This is a genomic window from Enterococcus sp. 6D12_DIV0197 (assembly GCF_002174385.1).
GTDB lineage: Bacteria > Bacillota > Bacilli > Lactobacillales > Enterococcaceae > Enterococcus_D > Enterococcus_D casseliflavus.
Genome location: NZ_NIBN01000001.1, coordinates 1,990,202 through 2,007,692 on the forward strand (window position 1 = coordinate 1,990,202; position 17,491 = coordinate 2,007,692).

Below are 17,491 nucleotides of genomic sequence, written 5' to 3' on the forward strand. Positions count from 1 at the left end.
TTGAGAAAAGACAAAAGCAGCCATAACAAGAGTCGCGAAAGCAACATTGTTTTCGTGCAATCTTGTTCGCTCAATGGCTGTCTTTTTTATGTTAAAATAGCAAAAGCAACAAAGGAAAGGTGAGAACAAATGGCAGAAATGAATCAAGAGGTACTTGATTTAGTAAAACAAGAATTAACCGCTTTTACCCAAAAACAAATCAGTACGGTGTTGCAGTTATTGCAAGAAGGAAATACCGTCCCCTTTATTGCCCGCTACCGTAAAGAAATGACGAATGGACTTGACGAAGTTCAGATTCGAGAAATTGAAGAGCGATACCAGTACTTAGAAAACTTAGAGAAACGCAAGCAAGAGGTTTTGCGTTTGATAGAAGAACAAGAAAAGCTAACGCCTGAACTATCACAGGCGATTTTAGCTGCGACAAAAATGCAGGCTGTCGAAGACCTGTATCGTCCTTATAAACAAAAACGACGCACCAAAGCGACGATCGCCAAAGAGAACGGCTTGGAACCATTTGCTCAGTGGCTGTTAAGCTTCCCAAAAGCAGGTGACGTTCAAGAAAAAGCGGCCGAATTTATCAGTGATGCTGTTCCTACTGTAGAAGATGCCTTAGCAGGCGCGCACGAGATCATTGCAGAAGGCGTTGGTGATACTGCAGAGTTTCGTAGTTGGATCCGCAGCTATTACACAAACAAAGGACTGTATCAAAGCACGGTCAAAAATGCTGAAAAAGATGAAAAAGGCGTTTATGAAATGTATTACGATTTCCAGCATCCTATCAATAAGATGGTATCCCACCGAATTTTAGCCACTAATCGTGGGGAACAAGAAGACATCTTGAAGGTCGCCCTTGTGGCAGATGAAGAAAAAATCATGGATTACCTACGTCGCAAATTGATCACGAATAGGGATTCACCCGCAGCCGGTTTTGTTGAAGCTGCAGCTGCTGATGCGCTGAAACGGTTTATTTCACCAGCCATCGAACGAGAGATCCGCAATGAATTGACAGAAAAAGCTGACGAACAAGCAATTGCGATTTTTGGAGAAAATCTTCGCAATCTGTTGCTGCAGCCGCCATTGAAGGGCAAAGTCGTTTTAGGTTTTGATCCAGCGTATCGTACAGGCTGTAAACTAGCCGTCATTGATGAGACTGGAAAAGTACTAGCGATCGAAGTGATCTATCCTCATAAACCAGCGCCTATGAATAAGCGAGAAGCTGCCGGACCAGCGTTTCGTCGCTTATTACAAACCTATAGAGTCGAGATGGTCGCAATCGGTAATGGGACTGCGAGTCGGGAATCAGAGCAATTCGTCGCTGAACAATTAAAATTGATCGATCAAGAAGTATATTATGTGATCGTGAATGAGGCAGGCGCTTCTGTTTATTCTGCCAGTCCGATCGCTCGTCAAGAATTCCCTGATCTGCAAGTGGAAGAACGCAGCGCTATCAGTATTGGCCGCCGTCTGCAAGATCCCTTGGCAGAATTAGTCAAAATTGATCCACAATCCGTGGGCGTCGGACAATACCAGCATGACGTTTCGCAAAAACGCCTCGCTGAACAATTGGATTTTGTTGTTGAGACTGTTGTCAACCAAGTTGGCGTTGACGTCAATACCGCAAGTGCGGCACTCTTGCAGCATGTAGCTGGTTTAAATAAAACCACTGCTCAAAATATCGTGACTTATCGAGAAGAAAATGGTGTATTTACGCAGCGGAATCAACTGAAAAAAGTCCCTCGCTTAGGACCAAAAGCTTATGAACAGGCGATCGGCTTTATGCGGATACCTGGCGGAAAAGTCATTTTGGACAATACCGGGATCCATCCAGAAAGTTATGACACTGCCAAAGAAATTTTGGCGATCGCGGGTATTTCTTTAGCGGAGCTAGGGAAAGAGCAAATGGAAGAAAATAAAGCGAAACTTGCCCAACTACGCCCAGCGGAGCTTTCCGCAAAATTGTCAGTCGGCAAAGAAACCATCACGGATATCCTAAAGGCGTTAATGCAGCCTGGACGCGATATGCGTGATGAAATGCCAGCGCCATTATTGCGCAAAGATGTGCTGAGTATGGAGGACCTAAAACCGGGAATGGAACTGAAGGGAACGGTTCGAAATGTGATCGACTTTGGTGCTTTCGTCGATATCGGTGTCAAACAAGATGGACTGGTGCATTTGTCGAAGCTGAGCCATTCGTTTGTAAAGCATCCGAAAGACGTTGTTTCCGTCGGTGATGTCGTAACCGTTTGGATCGAGCAAGTAGATGTCAAAAAAGGCCGTATCAGTTTAACCATGGTCGATCCGGGAAATGCAAAATGACCCAACAAGAACTGCAGCGGTTGGTGGAAGAGCTGTCGCTGTCTGTTTTCAACAAACCATTCACGCATCGAGCGTTGTTTAATTCTCGCTTAAAAACAACCGGTGGCCGCTACCATCTAAGTGATCACCACTTGGATTTCAATCCAACCATGCTCACAGAACACGGGATGGAGGTTTTTATCGGCATTATCAAGCATGAATTGTGTCACTATCATTTGCACTTAGCAGGTCTTGGTCACCGTCACCAAGATCCTGCTTTTAAAGCATTGCTGGCAAGAACGGGAGGCTTGCGTTATGCACCTCCTGCCAAAAGGGCAGCGAAACATCGCTATCGATGCCAAAATTGCGGCTGCGAGATTCGGCGGCAGCGACGTGTGGATATCAAAAAATATGTTTGTGGAAAATGTCGTGGACGTTTGCTAGAAATAGGAAATGATGAGAAAAGTCAAGTCGAAAAATAAAACTCGTTGCTATTTTTTTCATTTTGTATGATAATGTAGGTCGTGTGACAACCTGATATTTGTCAATACACGCGTTTTATTACGACGCGGATTTGAGAAAAGAGGATTATAATAATGGAAAATCAAAACAAAATACATCATTTTGTTGGAATCAAAGGTTCCGGTATGAGTTCATTGGCTTTGATTCTGCACGAAAAAGGCTACCAAGTACAAGGCTCTGATGTGGAAGAATATTTCTTCACTCAACGTGATCTAGAAAAAGCAGCGATCAAATTGTTGCCTTTCGATAAAGCAAACATTCAACCAGAAATGGTCATTATCCAAGGGAATGCTTTTCCTGACACCCACGAAGAAATCGTACGGGCAAAAGAACTTGGTTTAGAAGTTACTCGTTATCATGACTTTATTGGCCAATTCATTCAGCCCTATACGAGTATTGCGGTGACCGGTTCTCACGGGAAAACCAGTACGACAGGATTGCTTTCTCATGTCTTAAGCGGCATCCGTCCAACAAGTTTCTTGATTGGCGATGGGACTGGTCATGGGGAACCTGATGCGGAATTCTTTTCATTTGAAGCCTGTGAATACCGTCGTCATTTCTTAGCGTATTCACCGGATTATGCAATCATGACCAACATCGATTTTGATCACCCAGACTACTTCCACTCGATCGAGGATGTCTTCTCAGCCTTTCAATCGATGGCAAGTCAAGTGAAAAAAGGCATCTTTGCTTTTGGTGATGATGAATACTTGCGTAAACTTGAAGCCGATGTCCCAATCTACTATTACGGCGTCAACGATAACGACGATGTCCAAGCAAAAAATATTGAACGCACCACCCAAGGTTCAGAGTTCGACGTCTTTATCCATGGTGAAAATATTGGCCATTTTGTCTTGCCAGCGTTTGGTCAGCACAACATCAACAACGCATTAAGTGTGATCGCTGTGGCTTACAAAGAAGGATTGGATATGAAAGAAGTTGCTGCTGAGATGATTTCATTTCCTGGAGTGAAACGCCGCTTTAGCGAAAAAATCGTGGCGGATATGACGATCGTGGACGACTACGCCCACCATCCTGCAGAAATCAAAGCAACGATCGATGGCGCTCGTCAAAAATATCCAGAGAAAGAAATTATTGCTGTCTTCCAGCCACATACCTTTACCCGCACGATCGCTTTGATGGATGAATTTGCGGAAGCATTGGATCTTGCAGACCATGTCTATCTATGTGACATTTTTGGATCTGCTCGTGAATCACGAGGAGATGTTAAAATTGAAGATCTAGGCAAGAAAATTCAAAAAGGCGGAACTGTGATCAAAGAAGAGAACGTATCTCCGCTATTGGATCATCAAAATGCTGTCGTGATTTTCATGGGAGCAGGCGATGTGCAAAAATTTGAGACAGCCTATGAAAAACTATTAAGCAATACAACTCGTAACGTATTGTAATCAAAGACTCTTGTGGCGTGTTTGCTGCAAGAGTTTTTTACATCTGAAGTTTTTGCAAAAGCAGCACCGCGAACTTGCACTTTTGTCGGCATCTGATAGAATATACTCAGATGAAACTATTCTTTTTGGAGGAATTAAATTTTGAATATAGGGAAACCGCGAAAAATAGGAAAAAGTATTGAAGATATCGAGGAAGGCGATTCGTTATCCTTAACAGAATCGATCGAAGACAATCAACTGTTGTTATATTTAGGACTTACTAATGATGCAAACCCTTTGTATATTCAACATGACTACACGCAAAATACTGAGTATCAGCGTCCAATCGTCCCATCCATCATGTTGATGGGGATCATCACCAGTGCCGTATCGAAACATTTGCCTGGTCCTGGCTCTCATGTAGTCAATTTTTCGGTGAACTTTATTGAACCTGTATATCATTATGAAACATTGACCTTTGAATTCGAAGTGATCAAAGTGGATAAAATGAAAGACGTGGTAACTATTTCGGTTGAAGCGATCAACACAGAAGATCATCGTATTTTAGATGCTGTGGTCATGGTCCAGCCGCCAAAAGCAGTAGCAGTAAATGAGGAGGAACAACAAGATGAATAATTTAAACAATGAAACCGTCCAAGCCCAAGGCTTAAATCGCTTTTATTCAAAAGTGTATTTATTCTTCGGCGTTGGGCTTGCGATCAGTGCGATTTCAGCCTATATTTTTGGGGAAGTCTTCAAAGCGCAAACCCTGCAATTTATCGACAATTTTCCGCTAGGATTTACCGGTCTTTGGATCTTACAGATCATTCTAGTTATTGTATTAGGGGTGAAGGCGCAGAAAAATCCGTCCTTGACCGTTGCTGGCTTTTTAGTCTATTCGCTCTTGAATGGATTGACCTTGTCTGTGACATTGATGATCTATGACTTTGGATCGATCGTGGGAGCATTTGTTTCAGCAGCCGTCACTTTTGGTGTCATGTCAGCATTTGGGATCATGACCAAACGTGATCTAAGTGTGGTTGGTCGTATCGGCTATGGTCTGTTGATCGGGATCATCATCTCAACGCTCTTGAATGTATTTATTTTACGCAGTCAACCGGTTGACTTTTTCTTATCGATCGTGACCGTCTTTGTCTTTATGGGAATCACCGCTTATGACAATCAGCAAATCCGCAATGTATACTTCGCAACGAATGGTGGCGCAAATACTGGAGTGGCCGTTTTCATGGCACTACAACTGTATTTAGATTTTATCAACTTATTCCTTGCGTTATTGCGTATCTTTGGAAAAAACAACTAAAAAAGTGCGAGGAAACTCGCCTTTTTTTTTGTATAAAATGAGAGAGAAAACAAAGCAATTCATCGCTTTTGTGCCCGTTCTTTGATAGAATAAAGAGGAACTTTTTGAGAAAAGGAGTAATCAAATGCCAAAAAATAAATTACTACTCGTTGATGGGAATAGTGTGGCTTTTCGCGCGTTTTTTGCGTTGCATAATTCATTAGAACGGTTTAAAAATGCCAATGGGCTGCACACAAATGCCATCTATGCGTTTCATACTATGTTTGAAAATGTGATGGCAAAAGAACAGCCAACACATGTTTTAGTGGCTTTTGATGCTGGAAAAACCACCTTCAGGACAGCGATGTATGAAGATTATAAAGGTGGACGTTCAAAAACCCCTGGGGAATTTAAAGAACAAATGCCTTACATTCGCGAATTGATCAACGCGTTAGGTGTTCAATACTACGAATTAGATAACTATGAAGCCGATGATATCATTGGTACATTGGCAAATAAAGTCGATAAAGAGCTGTTTGATGTCGTCGTTTTATCTGGCGATCGCGATTTGACCCAGCTGGCAACGGAGCACGTGAAAGTTGACATTACGGTCAAAGGCGTTAGCGAAATTGAAAGTTATACGCCCGCTCATGTGGCTGAAAAATATGACGGCCTAACGCCCTTACAAATCATCGACATGAAAGGACTTGCTGGCGATGCTTCCGATAATATTCCCGGCGTCACCAAAATTGGTGAGAAGACAGCCATCAAGCTATTGAAAGAATATGGCTCTGTTGAGGGGATCTATGAACACATCGATGAAATGAAAAAAAGCAAGATGAAAGAAAACTTGATCAATGATCGTGAGATCGCCTTTCTTTCAAAACAATTAGCAACCATTGATGTGGATGCGCCCATTGAGGTCGATGTTGACAAACTGAAATATGAAGGCAAAGATTTAGAGAAGTTAGTGCCATTCTACCAAGAAATGAACTTTAATAGCTTCTTAGATAAGCTGCAAATTATAGCTGAACCAGTTGAGATGGAAGACATTTTGTTTTCGGTCGTTGAAGAAGTAACGGAAGATATGTTCCAGGGAGACACAGCATTGTATGTCGAGATGATGGGGGATAACTATCATTTGGAAGACATTGTCGGTGTTGCTTGGGGCAATCAAGAAAAAATTTATGTCAGCAATCGTGAAGAATTGTTTGAAAGTCCAGCCTTTACCGATTGGTTAAAAGACGAGAAACGTAAAAAATTCGTCTATGATGCCAAACGCACGTACGTGGCGTTAAACCGGTACACGACAGCACCAAAAGGAATCGCTTTTGATGTTTTATTGGCAGCTTATCTTTTAGACACGAATGATACGAATAATGACATCGCAGGTGTTGCCGCTCACTATGGCTATGATGCGATCCAATCGGATGAAGCGATTTATGGAAAAGGAGCGAAAAAAGGGCTGCCGGCGGATGAGGAAGACTTCTTTGCTCATTTAGCCCGTAAAGTAGCGGCGATTACAAACCTAACCCCAAAACTTACGGAAGAATTGGCAGCGAAGAATCAAACAGCGCTCTTTGAAGAAATGGAATTGCCTTTATCAATGATTTTAGCTGAGATGGAGATTACCGGCATCAAAGTTGATGCGTCTCGCTTGCATCAGATGAAGGGCGAATTTGCACAACGGTTGCATGAAATTGAAGAAAAAATCTACGCCGAAGCTGGAGAAACCTTCAACTTAAACTCGCCGAAACAATTAGGTGTGATTTTATTTGAAAAAATGGGCTTACCAGTTATCAAAAAAACCAAAACTGGCTATTCGACAGCAGTCGATGTGTTAGAACAACTAAAAGAGCAAGCACCAATCGTTGAAGACATTTTGACTTATCGTCAAATCGCTAAGATCCAATCAACCTATGTAGAAGGCTTATTAAAAGTGATCCAAGGAGATTGCAAAGTCCATACGCGATATGTACAAACCTTGACCCAAACTGGTCGTTTAAGTTCTGTCGATCCAAACTTACAAAACATTCCGATTCGTTTAGAAGAAGGTCGAAAGATCCGTGAAGCCTTTGTGCCACGAGAAGCTGATTGGGTGATCTATTCTTCTGACTACTCTCAAATCGAATTACGAGTGTTGGCACATATCTCAGATGATACCCATTTGAAAGAAGCCTTTATCGAAGGTCAAGATATCCACTCAAGCACAGCGATGCGAGTCTTTGGTATCGAAAAAGCAGAAGATGTGACACCAAATATGCGTCGTCAAGCCAAAGCGGTCAACTTTGGTATCGTTTATGGTATTTCCGATTATGGCTTATCCCAGAATCTAGGAATCACCAGAAAAGCCGCCCAACAATACATTGATACGTATTTTGAAAAATATCCTGGTGTGAAAACGTATATGGAGGATGTGGTTCGTGAGGCGAAGGACAAAGGGTACGTTGAAACCTTGTATCATCGCCGTCGTTACCTACCTGATATCAATTCGCGCAATTTCAATATTCGGACTTTTGCTGAAAGAACCGCCATCAATACACCGATCCAAGGCAGTGCGGCGGATATCTTAAAGATTGCCATGATCGATTTGGCGAAACGTTTGAAAGAAGAAAAATTAGCAGCAACGATGCTGCTGCAAGTACACGATGAACTAGTCTTTGAAGTACCTGAATCTGAATTGCCTCGTCTTGACGCTTTAGTGAAAGAAGTGATGGAGCAAGCCGTTGCATTGCATGTCCCTTTACTGACAGACAGCAATTGGGGCAAAACATGGTACGATGCAAAATAAATGAGGTGAACAGAGGTGCCTGAATTACCAGAAGTCGAAACGGTCCGCAAAGGACTTGAAAAACTTGTTTTAAATAAAACGATCGAATCGGTCGAGATCCTTTGGCCGCGAATCATCGAAAGTCCTGAAGTGCCGATCTTTTCGGCACTGTTGAAAGGGCAACGGTTTGAAAAATTTGAACGACGTGGAAAATTTTTGATTTTTAAATTGACAGATTATGATCTGATCTCTCATCTACGAATGGAAGGCAAGTACGAGTATTTTGAGTCAGACCCGATTGTCGATAAGCATACGCATGTTATTTTCCATTTTACAGATGGCAGTCAGTTAAATTACCATGATGTAAGAAAATTTGGTCGTATGACTTTAGTGGATAAAGACCAAAGCGCAGCCTATAAAGGCATCATGCAATTAGGTCCTGAGCCTAAGCCTGAATTGTTTTTATTGGAAGCATTTGAACAAGGATTGAAGCGGTCTAAAAAAGCCATCAAACCCCTTTTGTTAGATCAAAAACTTGTGACTGGTTTGGGCAATATTTATGTAGATGAGGCGCTATGGCAAGCGAAGATCCATCCTGAACAACCAGCAGATTCGCTCACCCCAGCAGAAGCCAACGTGTTGCATCAAGCGATCATCGATGTCTTGGAACGCGCCGTTGAAGCAGGGGGGACAACCATTCGGACCTATCTCAATGCATTGGGCGAAGCAGGAAAATTCCAAATGTCATTAAATGTCTATGGCCAAACGGGCAATCCGTGCGGGCGATGCGGGACACCAATCGTCAAGACCAAGGTTGCCCAACGGGGGACGCACTTTTGTCCTCAGTGCCAAAAATTGCATGTGAGGTCCAGCAAATGAGTTTTGTCTTAGGGGTCACTGGCGGGATCGCCACTGGGAAAAGTACGGCAGTCGCGCATTTTCGCTCACTGGGCTTACCGATTATTGATGCCGATATCATCGCCAGAGAAGTCGTTGAACCGAATACGGAGGGCTTGCAGGCGGTGACACAAGCCTTTGGTCCGCAGATTTTGAGCGATGACGGACACCTGGATCGGCAAACCCTCGGTGCCCTGATATTTAATGATCCAGAAAAACGTCGCTTGCTGAATCAGACGCTGTCGCCATTTATTCGACAAGAGATTTTGTCTCAGATCGAAGAAAAAAGGCAGCAAGTGCCCTTGTTGATCGTTGACATTCCTTTGCTTTATGAAGCCGACTACGACCAATACATGGATCAAACCGCAGTCGTTTATGTGCCAGAAGCGCTTCAAAAAGAGCGGTTGATGGCACGTAATCAACTGAGTGAGCAAGAAGCGCAACAACGAATCGACAGTCAGCTTTCCATTGAGAAAAAGAAACAACGGGCAGATATTGTCTTTGATAATCAAGGAACGATCGCCCAACTCAATCAGCAGATCGATGATTGGTTAGCATCCTTAAACAAATAGATAAGACAGCAGGTTCCCTTCAGTGAAAGGGAACCTGCTATTCTATCTTTCAATAGCAATCCTAGCCCTATCATTTCTAAAAACAACTTGCGCTGAATCACGTCGTAAACTGTTTGGTTTGGAAAGTAAGACGATCGTGTATGAATGGTTAAACATCAAAGTACCAGCCCAGATTTATTTTGGGGTCACGATCACGCGATTGCTGGAAAAGGGGTGAAGAACGATCGGCTGATCATAAAAAGAGGTGAGAACCTCCTCAGTAAAAATCGTCTCTCGTTGACCAGCGGCATGGACTTCGCCGTTTTTTAACATCAGCAAATGAGTGAAAATCGGTAGTAGCTCTTCCGTATGATGGGTAACGTAAAGAAGTGTCGGCGTATTCGGCAGCTGTGAAAAAGCCTCCAGACGGGTTAGCAGTTCTTCTCGGGCAAATAAATCAAGGCCCGTACAAGGTTCGTCCAAAATGAGGATCTCTGGTTGTGCCATCATGGCACGTGCGATCATGACAAATTGTTTTTCCCCTTGCGAAAGGACGTGATAGGAACGATGGATCAAATGCGACAAACCTAAGTCAGTCAAAAGCTCTTTTGCTTGGATCAGCTGCTCTTCTTCGTAGGACTCATAAAGACCAATACTGGAATAAAGCCCGGAAAGAACGATCTCTTCGGCAAGATCGCGACCATAAAACTTGCTTTGCAGCGCTGAACTGACCCAACCAATGCGCCGTTGAAGATCCGGCACAGACGTTTTTCCGTAACGCTCACCTAAGACCGTTCGTTGACCAGAAGAAGGCCATAAACTTCCCGTGATCATTTGGAGTAATAAACTTTTGCCAGCACCATTCAGACCTAAAATCGCCCAATGCTCATTTTTTTTCACTTGCCAATTGATTGCTTTTAATAAATAGTTCTTGTTGCGAACGAATGAAACCTGTTGGAAATCGAGGATTGTCATCTATTGTCGAACCTTAAACAGGTTCTTCACCTCCAGTTGTAAGAATATTCAGAAAATAATCGCTCATATTATAGCATAAAGAAAAACATTTTGCTGACTGTTTGGTATCGCATTCATATCTTTTGTCAGAAAACAGAATGCTTGTTATGATGAAACTATACAGGAGGGATGATAACTATGGGTACTTTTAAAGATGAAAAAGATGTGATCGTTGGCAAAGCCAAAGAAAAAATCGGTGAGTGGACCAATAATGGAGAACTTGCCCACTCTGGAAAAGAACAAGCACAAGAAGGTCAAATCAAGAAAGAGCACGATCAAAAACGAGTCAATGAACTAGATGATCAAAATGATGAGCGTGATGCCCGCAATGATCGAACCACCCCTGAAAATGTCAGCAGCGAAGAACTATTGCGAGCTGAAAATCCCGATGCAAATAAAATTTCTTCGAATGATCGACGGGATGCAGACCAGCTGAAGCATTACACAGGAATTGAAGATAAATTATAAACAAACATGGATGCCTTCGTCTTCTAGACGAGGCATTTTTTGTTAATGAGACCAAAGAGAGGTTGAAAGACAACCACCTACACAGTTGACAATTTCTCAACCTCTCATTATAATCCATTAAGATCGCATGGAAAGAAGCAAAGAAATTGGGAGGTGGTCATCAAATGCTTATTTATGCATTGTGTACGACTGTCAAGAAAGTAGAACAGCCGCAATAGGAAACGGAAAATTAGAAAGAAGGCTTTTTTATGATCGAACCTTACCAATTTCATTCAATTAAACATCAAGTATACCAATTAGTACGAACGTATCAATCGGTCAATGATCCTCGAACGATCAAAACGGTTGAAACGATGACAAAAGACGCCATAGAACAATTTTTTCCTGAAGAAGAAACAGCACCACGAGAAATTTTAGCTGCTTTCTTTCAACCGGGGATGACGATCAGTCGCAGCAATGAGCTGTTAACAGAGCTCAAAGAGTACGTCCGACCCTTTCAGGTACCGACAACAAAACAAATTGAAAAAATGTTTCGGAAAGTAAAAAAACTGAAAATACCTGATTTTGCTTCCGTTGATTTAAAAGAGACCACCTATCTTTCTTGGGATGATATCGGTAGTCAAAGCAAGTTTATGATCATTGCCACTGAGCAGGGCTTTACAGGACTTCACGGTCATGTCTCAACCGAGGTCAAGAAAGGAATCTGTCCCTTATGCCAGCATGAAGGGAATGTCTCGATGTTTCTTTCTCTGACAAAAAGCAATGGCGATGGAACGTATACCAAACGGGGGAACTATATTTGCCGGGATAGCCAACGGTGCAATCAGCAGATGGAACAGCCAGCAAATTTGCATGACTTTGTTTCTTTGCTGCAAATGAAAGATAAATAACGAAATGAAACGGCAGAAAAATTTCTGTCGTTTTTTCAAATTCAAAAAAACAGTAGTTATAACATTATTTAAATTTTGTATTAAATGAACAGAATAAACCACTTTGGCTATTGTACCAACGGATTTCATGTTATAATTAATCATAGAAACCGATGACTTTACGTAAATACGTAAGCGCATAAGAGAGAAAATGAGGTGGAACTATGCAATGTCCAAAATGTCATCATAACAATTCTAGGGTAGTTGATAGTCGACAAGCCGATGATGGACGTGTGATTCGCCGCCGTCGTGAATGCGAAAATTGCGGCTATCGCTTTACAACATTTGAACGTATCGAAGAGGCACCCCTACTTGTCATTAAGAAGAATGGTGCCCGTGAAGAATTCAATCGCGAAAAAATCCTACGGGGTTTGATTCGTTCTGCTGAAAAACGACCAGTGACAATGGATCAAATGGAAACGATCGTCGATCATGTGGAAAGTCGTGTTCGTGCTCTTGGTGAAAATGAAATTTCTACAACACAGATTGGTGAGTATGTGATGGAAGATTTAGTTGATTTAGACGAGATCGCTTATATCCGTTTTGCCAGTGTCTATCGCCAGTTTAAAGACATGTCAGTTTTCTTAAAAGAACTACAAGACATCGTCGAAAAAGCGAAAGAACCACAAGAATAGAGGGGGACAACAAGTGGGCAATAGTTTACCGAATCAATCGTACAAAGTGTTCAAAAGCCGTCCACTTACAACGGAAGGGAAAGACGCCCTCATTTATTTGTATCAACCAATTATTGAAAGTGATGCTTTAGCGTTGTATTTGACACTCGCAAGCGATGTCCAAGCCCAAAGCTTTTCTGGCGAGGAGTCGATGACGACCGTGCATCTAGATATCTTGAATGCCATGAATGCGGGAATGCCTCGCTTCATAAAAGCCAAGCAAAACTTAGAGGGCATCGGCTTGCTAAAGTCTTATGAGAAAGCAGATGCTCAAAACGGGAGCTCGTATCTGTATTGGTTGCAAGAACCGGTCCATCCAGCAGCGTTTTTTCAAGATGAATTGTATGCTTATCTGTTGTTGGAAAGAGTCGGGGAGCGTAAATTTGATCAGCTGGTCAAGCTGTATCAACCAAAGCAGTGTTCCTTGACCGATTATCAGGAAGTGACGCAATCCTTCTCAGCCGCCTATGGGTTAAATACCGCACGTTTTGCTTCACATGAAGAAACGTTACAGGCAGTCAGTGATTCTTTTCAAGAAACCAAAGCGAACTTGGTGCTTGACGAAAAGCAGTTGGATTGGGACTTTCTTTTATATGAAGCGCAGCGTCGGTATATCCGTGCCGCTAATTTCACGCCAAGTTTTCGACAAAAGTTAGTTCTATACCATTCTTTATATGGCTATGATGTGTTGGAATTGTTGGATTTGATGGCGGACAATGTTTCTTTGACAACAGGCGAGGTCGACCAGAAGAAGCTGGAACAAGCTATCATGAAGAAATCACGGCAAACATTCACGAAAACATCAAAAAGAGAAGATCCCCAAGCGGAAAGTCAGTTGCGCCGCTTCAATACCTTAAAACAGAATGGTTTTTCAGAAAATGATGTCTTATTGATTCAAGAAAGTGAGAACAATGCACCGATCGCTTTTCTCAAGGCGATCAAAGCGGAGAAGAACAGTTTCATGACGGATTCAGAACAATGGCTGATCAAGAGCCTTGTCGAACGGTCACCATTGCCAAATAGTGTGATCAATGTTCTGGTTCATTATGTCTTGGTGGTCCAAAACAATGCCGCTTTGTCAGGGAATTATGTGAACAATATCGCCGCCCAGTGGTCAGAATTAAAAATTGGCACGGCAGAAGATGCCATCAAACATGTTCGGAGCCTTGTTCGAAGTGCCAAGGAAAAACGCAGCCGACCACAAACCAGCGGCAAAAAAATCATTCGCGAAGAAAAGCTGCCTTCTTGGGCTGAAAAACCAGTGGAAGAGACAGCCTTAACGCCAGAGCGACAAGCAGAATTAGATAAAAAACTGCAAAACTACTTGCATAAGAAAGCTGGTGACAAGTAATGGAAGATGTAGGGAAAAACTTAGGAAAACTATTGGATAAACGCAATTACCGTGATCAGTTTTCAGCAATGATGGCAGAAGTTTTACAAGATCCTGATGTCAAAGCATTTATTGCCGAAAATGAAGAGGTATTGACCGAAGCAGATATTCAAAAAAGCTATGCGAAACTGTATGAGTTCGTCCAAGAAAAGCGGAAATTCCGCATCAATGATCCATCCATGATCGCACCGGGCTATGAGCCGCGCTTAGCGTTAAATTTTCATTTTATTGACGTCACCTATGTACCAACGAAAGAACTACTGGCATATCAGAAACAAGAAGAGATCCGCAGTCGCATCAAAGCGATGGATATGCCTAAAGATATACAAGAAGCAAGTTTTGCAGATTATCAGCAAACGCCTGGCCGAATGGAGGCCATCGCAGCTGCCGTTGATTTTATTAGTGAGTTGACAGCCAATCCACAGGAGTTTCATAAAGGACTATACTTTGTGGGGAGTTTTGGGATCGGAAAAACCTATCTGCTTGGCGCGATCGCCAGAGATTTAGCGGAGGCTGGCTACACGACGACATTGGTTCACTTCCCGACATTTGCAGTAGAGATGAAACAAGCAATCGGCAAAGATCAGGTGGGGGATAAGCTGAATGCAGTGAAAAAAGCCCCAATCTTAATGATGGACGATATCGGTGCGGATGCGATGAGCAGTTGGATTCGTGACGAAGTCTTCGGTGTGATTCTACAATACCGAATGCAAGAGCAACTCCCGACGTTCTTTACCTCGAATTTTACTATGCATGAGTTGGAGCAGCATCTTTCAGTAACGCAACGCGGCGAATCCGAACCATTGAAAGCCAAACGTATTATGGAGCGTATTCGTTACTTGACACAAGAGATCCAAATGACGGGCAAAAATCGACGAAATGATGCCTAAAAAAACCATTACTGGAGGAAGAAGATGATGAAAAAACAAGTGATTCTAGGCTTGTCCTTAGCAGCAGTGTTGCTGTTAACGGCTTGTGGCAGTCCCGAAAACAACAATGCATCAAGTGGCGATAACACGCCTTCTGAATCAAGTGAGAATGCTAGTTCCGTTGCCAATAGTTCTTCAGAGAGCGAAACAGCGACGGTTTTTACTGGTATTATCCAAGAAGATGCCCGAGCAGGTTCGGATGATACCTTTCAATTATTTTTGAAAGACGTAGCGGCAGTTGAAGATGAGGATCAAGTCGTCCAAAGTTTTCAAAATGATGGGGTCATTCTCCATGTCCCTGTCGAGGCCTATTCGGGAGAGATCGAGGAGTTAGTTGAAGGAGACAAGGTCCAAGTGTCGCTGCAAGGTGTCCCGATCATGACGATGTCGATCCCACCGCAAATTCCCGGTAACTCGATTCAAAAGGTTGAATTAGTGAACGATTAATGCAATGTGCGCCTTGGCAATGGCACCACAGTCAAGACGCACATTTTTTTCTATTTATGGAAAGCGTGTTATACTACGAAAGAAGGAGTGACAATATGAACGAACATGCATTATCGGATCGTTTGGCTTGCGTGGGCGAACAAATTCCCGACCAAGCACGTATCGCCGACATCGGCTCCGACCATGCTTATTTACCTGTGGCATTGATGCTGCAGAACAAAATCACTTATGCTGTAGCTGGAGAAGTCGTTCAAGGACCTTATGATTCTGCCAGTAAACAAGTACGTAAAAACGGGCTAACAGAGAAGATCGTGGTGCGCTTAGCAGACGGATTGGACGCTATTCAGCCAGCAGATAAGATCGACACGGTTGTTGTTGCTGGAATGGGGGGGACTTTGATTCGCTCTATTTTAGAAGAAGGCAGCAGAAAAAATCGCTTAGCGGGGGTCAAGCGTTTGGTCTTACAACCGAATGTTGGCGAAAGGACTTTGCGGGAATGGCTCGTTGATCACAATTTTACGATCATTCATGAAGTGCTGTTAGAAGAAAATGACAAAAATTACGAAATCATCGTTGCGGAAACTGGAAAAGCGACGTACACGCCCCAGCAATTATTTTTTGGTCCCTTTTTATTAAAAGAAAAAAATCCAGTTTTTTATAAAAAATGGCAGCATGAATTGAAGCAGCGTCAACGAGTGGTCAAAGAGTTAGAGAAAGCCAAAGAACCACCTGCTGAGAAAATGAATGAATTGAAAGAACAAATCGAATGGATCAAGGAGGTACTGGCATGATTTCTGGTCAAGAATTTATCAAACGCTTTGAAGCATATTGCCCATTATGGTTGGCAGAAGAAGGCGATCCTGTTGGTCTGCATGTTGGTACATTAAACAAACCCCTCGAGCGAGTCATGATGACCCTTGATGTCCGTCCAGAAGTGGTAACCGAAGCCATCGAGAAAAAGATCGACTTGATCATCGCGAAACATCCACCGATCTTTCGCCCTTTGAACCGCTTGCTGACCGATGATCCGCAACAAAAGATGTTGATGGATCTCGTCAAGCATGATATCGCCGTTTACGCCGCCCACACCAATATGGATATTATTGAAGACGGTTTGAACGATTGGTTTTGTGAACTGCTAGAAGTTGAACCAGATACGTACTTGAAGCAAACCCATCAAGTAAAAATGAAGAAACTAGCTGTATTTACACCTGTTGAATCGGCACCAGCATTGCGAAAGGCATTAGGAAAATCTGGTGCTGGTCAGCAAGGCAATTACCAGAACACCAGCTATTCATTGATTGGCACCGGTCGCTTTACACCACAGCAAGCGGCGCATCCTGCCATCGGTGAGATTGGGAAAGAAGAACAGGTGCAAGAAACGAAAATCGAAGTCATTTTTCCAGAAACGATCGAGAAAAAGGTCCTTTCGGCAATGATCGCTGCTCATCCTTACGAAGAGCCAGCTTATGATCTGTATGCCTTAGACAATTTGCCGAAGACCTATGGAATCGGACGGGTTGGCAACCTCGCTGAGCCTCTTTCCATTGATCAGTTTGTCGCACGTGTCAAAGAGCGGTTTGGTTTGACTGCTTTACGTGTTGTCAGTTTTCCTAATGCACCTGAAAAAATTCAGCGAATCGCCATTTGTGGCGGCAGTGGCCAATCGTTTTATTCCGATGCCTTACGCCATCAAGCGGATGTGTATATTACTGGCGATATCAGTTACCATTTCGCCCATGACATGCAAGCCAATGGGTTGATCGCGATCGATCCAGGGCACAACATCGAAAAGGAATGTATTCCGCGGTTTATTGAGAAATTCAATCAGTGGAAAGCAGAAGAGAACTGGGCTGTGACCTTTGTTCCTTCCACCACTTCAACAAATCCATTTGACTATAGATAGGAGAATCTTTT

The 17,491-nt window shown here is 42.9% G+C and carries 17 protein-coding genes; 16 read left to right on the top strand and 1 reads right to left on the bottom strand.

Going from position 1 to position 17,491, the window contains the following annotated elements:
• The first annotated feature begins 129 nt into the window (after positions 1–129).
• The 8 genes from A5867_RS09115 (at position 130) to coaE (ending at position 9,744) form a co-directional block, all read left to right on the top strand.
• Positions 130–2,316: a Tex family protein gene (locus A5867_RS09115; RefSeq protein ID WP_087627424.1), complete on the top strand. Its 2,187-nt coding sequence runs from the start codon at positions 130–132 to the stop codon at positions 2,314–2,316.
• Positions 2,313–2,777 (top strand): SprT family protein, encoded by a 465-nt coding sequence (locus A5867_RS09120; protein WP_087627425.1) that lies wholly within the window; start codon positions 2,313–2,315, stop codon positions 2,775–2,777. Before A5867_RS09115 ends, A5867_RS09120 begins: the two co-directional genes overlap by 4 nt.
• A gap of 114 nt (positions 2,778–2,891) precedes the next feature.
• On the top strand, positions 2,892–4,226 hold the full coding sequence (gene murC, locus A5867_RS09125; protein ID WP_005225995.1) for a UDP-N-acetylmuramate--L-alanine ligase: 1,335 nt from the start codon (positions 2,892–2,894) through the stop codon (positions 4,224–4,226).
• Between the two features lie 141 nt (positions 4,227–4,367).
• Entirely contained in the window at positions 4,368–4,841 is a 474-nt protein-coding gene (locus A5867_RS09130) for a MaoC/PaaZ C-terminal domain-containing protein (protein ID WP_005235769.1), read from the top strand.
• Complete coding sequence (locus tag A5867_RS09135) at positions 4,834–5,526, top strand: Bax inhibitor-1/YccA family protein (protein ID WP_005235771.1); 693 nt, start codon at positions 4,834–4,836, stop codon at positions 5,524–5,526. The genes A5867_RS09130 and A5867_RS09135 overlap by 8 nt, the downstream gene beginning before the upstream one ends.
• Before the next feature lie 124 nt (positions 5,527–5,650).
• On the top strand, positions 5,651–8,296 hold the full coding sequence (polA, locus tag A5867_RS09140) for a DNA polymerase I (RefSeq protein ID WP_087627426.1): 2,646 nt from the start codon (positions 5,651–5,653) through the stop codon (positions 8,294–8,296).
• A 15-nt stretch (positions 8,297–8,311) separates the two neighbouring features.
• Complete coding sequence (gene mutM, locus A5867_RS09145; protein ID WP_060792046.1) at positions 8,312–9,154, top strand: DNA-formamidopyrimidine glycosylase; 843 nt, start codon at positions 8,312–8,314, stop codon at positions 9,152–9,154.
• Positions 9,151–9,744 carry a dephospho-CoA kinase gene (gene coaE / locus A5867_RS09150; protein WP_086338258.1) on the top strand — a complete coding sequence of 198 codons (594 nt, stop codon included), beginning with the start codon at positions 9,151–9,153 and terminating at the stop codon, positions 9,742–9,744. Before mutM ends, coaE begins: the two co-directional genes overlap by 4 nt.
• 174 nt (positions 9,745–9,918) lie before the next feature.
• Here coaE and A5867_RS09155 read toward each other — a convergent pair whose 3' ends face one another.
• The gene (locus A5867_RS09155; RefSeq protein WP_087627427.1) at positions 9,919–10,698 is read right to left on the bottom strand and encodes an ABC transporter ATP-binding protein; all 780 of its coding nucleotides are present in this window, start codon (positions 10,696–10,698) and stop codon (positions 9,919–9,921) included.
• A 168-nt stretch (positions 10,699–10,866) separates the two neighbouring features.
• Here A5867_RS09155 and A5867_RS09160 point away from each other — a divergent pair, with 168 nt between their 5' ends.
• The 8 genes from A5867_RS09160 to A5867_RS09195 all read left to right on the top strand — a co-directional run bounded on the left by A5867_RS09160 (position 10,867) and on the right by A5867_RS09195 (position 17,480).
• The gene (locus tag A5867_RS09160; RefSeq protein WP_170927523.1) at positions 10,867–11,205 is read left to right on the top strand and encodes a CsbD family protein; all 339 of its coding nucleotides are present in this window, start codon (positions 10,867–10,869) and stop codon (positions 11,203–11,205) included.
• Positions 11,206–11,453: 248 nt separating this feature from the next.
• Positions 11,454–12,095: an elongation factor G-binding protein gene (locus A5867_RS09165; RefSeq protein WP_015509634.1), complete on the top strand. Its 642-nt coding sequence runs from the start codon at positions 11,454–11,456 to the stop codon at positions 12,093–12,095.
• A 203-nt stretch (positions 12,096–12,298) separates the two neighbouring features.
• Entirely contained in the window at positions 12,299–12,769 is a 471-nt protein-coding gene (gene nrdR, locus A5867_RS09170; protein WP_005226004.1) for a transcriptional regulator NrdR, read from the top strand.
• 13 nt (positions 12,770–12,782) lie between these two features.
• Positions 12,783–14,159 (top strand): DnaD domain protein, encoded by a 1,377-nt coding sequence (locus A5867_RS09175; RefSeq protein WP_087627429.1) that lies wholly within the window; start codon positions 12,783–12,785, stop codon positions 14,157–14,159.
• Positions 14,159–15,088, top strand: coding sequence for a primosomal protein DnaI (dnaI, locus tag A5867_RS09180; protein WP_005226006.1), 930 nt, complete (start codon positions 14,159–14,161; stop codon positions 15,086–15,088). The genes A5867_RS09175 and dnaI overlap by 1 nt, the downstream gene beginning before the upstream one ends.
• Before the next feature lie 24 nt (positions 15,089–15,112).
• Entirely contained in the window at positions 15,113–15,574 is a 462-nt protein-coding gene (locus A5867_RS09185) for a hypothetical protein (protein WP_086338255.1), read from the top strand.
• A 95-nt stretch (positions 15,575–15,669) separates the two neighbouring features.
• A complete protein-coding gene (locus A5867_RS09190) occupies positions 15,670–16,365 on the top strand; it encodes a tRNA (adenine(22)-N(1))-methyltransferase TrmK (protein ID WP_010748203.1) in 696 nt (231 codons plus the stop codon).
• Positions 16,362–17,480 carry a Nif3-like dinuclear metal center hexameric protein gene (locus A5867_RS09195; protein ID WP_283160466.1) on the top strand — a complete coding sequence of 373 codons (1,119 nt, stop codon included), beginning with the start codon at positions 16,362–16,364 and terminating at the stop codon, positions 17,478–17,480. Before A5867_RS09190 ends, A5867_RS09195 begins: the two co-directional genes overlap by 4 nt.
• The last annotated feature ends 11 nt before the right edge of the window (positions 17,481–17,491 follow it).

What these genes read in the sequence shown, in the direction of transcription:
- A5867_RS09115 (WP_087627424.1), top strand. Translation starts at nt 130, where the DNA reads ATGGCAGAAATGAATCAAGAGGTACTTGATTTAGTAAAACAAGAATTA.
- A5867_RS09120 (WP_087627425.1), top strand. Translation starts at nt 2,313, where the DNA reads ATGACCCAACAAGAACTGCAGCGGTTGGTGGAAGAGCTGTCGCTGTCT.
- murC (WP_005225995.1), top strand. Translation starts at nt 2,892, where the DNA reads ATGGAAAATCAAAACAAAATACATCATTTTGTTGGAATCAAAGGTTCC.
- A5867_RS09135 (WP_005235771.1), top strand. Translation starts at nt 4,834, where the DNA reads ATGAATAATTTAAACAATGAAACCGTCCAAGCCCAAGGCTTAAATCGC.
- polA (WP_087627426.1), top strand. Translation starts at nt 5,651, where the DNA reads ATGCCAAAAAATAAATTACTACTCGTTGATGGGAATAGTGTGGCTTTT.
- coaE (WP_086338258.1), top strand. Translation starts at nt 9,151, where the DNA reads ATGAGTTTTGTCTTAGGGGTCACTGGCGGGATCGCCACTGGGAAAAGT.
- A5867_RS09155 (WP_087627427.1), bottom strand. Translation starts at nt 10,698, where the DNA reads ATGACAATCCTCGATTTCCAACAGGTTTCATTCGTTCGCAACAAGAAC.
- A5867_RS09160 (WP_170927523.1), top strand. Translation starts at nt 10,867, where the DNA reads ATGATAACTATGGGTACTTTTAAAGATGAAAAAGATGTGATCGTTGGC.
- A5867_RS09165 (WP_015509634.1), top strand. Translation starts at nt 11,454, where the DNA reads ATGATCGAACCTTACCAATTTCATTCAATTAAACATCAAGTATACCAA.
- nrdR (WP_005226004.1), top strand. Translation starts at nt 12,299, where the DNA reads ATGCAATGTCCAAAATGTCATCATAACAATTCTAGGGTAGTTGATAGT.
- dnaI (WP_005226006.1), top strand. Translation starts at nt 14,159, where the DNA reads ATGGAAGATGTAGGGAAAAACTTAGGAAAACTATTGGATAAACGCAAT.
- A5867_RS09185 (WP_086338255.1), top strand. Translation starts at nt 15,113, where the DNA reads ATGATGAAAAAACAAGTGATTCTAGGCTTGTCCTTAGCAGCAGTGTTG.
- A5867_RS09190 (WP_010748203.1), top strand. Translation starts at nt 15,670, where the DNA reads ATGAACGAACATGCATTATCGGATCGTTTGGCTTGCGTGGGCGAACAA.
- A5867_RS09195 (WP_283160466.1), top strand. Translation starts at nt 16,362, where the DNA reads ATGATTTCTGGTCAAGAATTTATCAAACGCTTTGAAGCATATTGCCCA.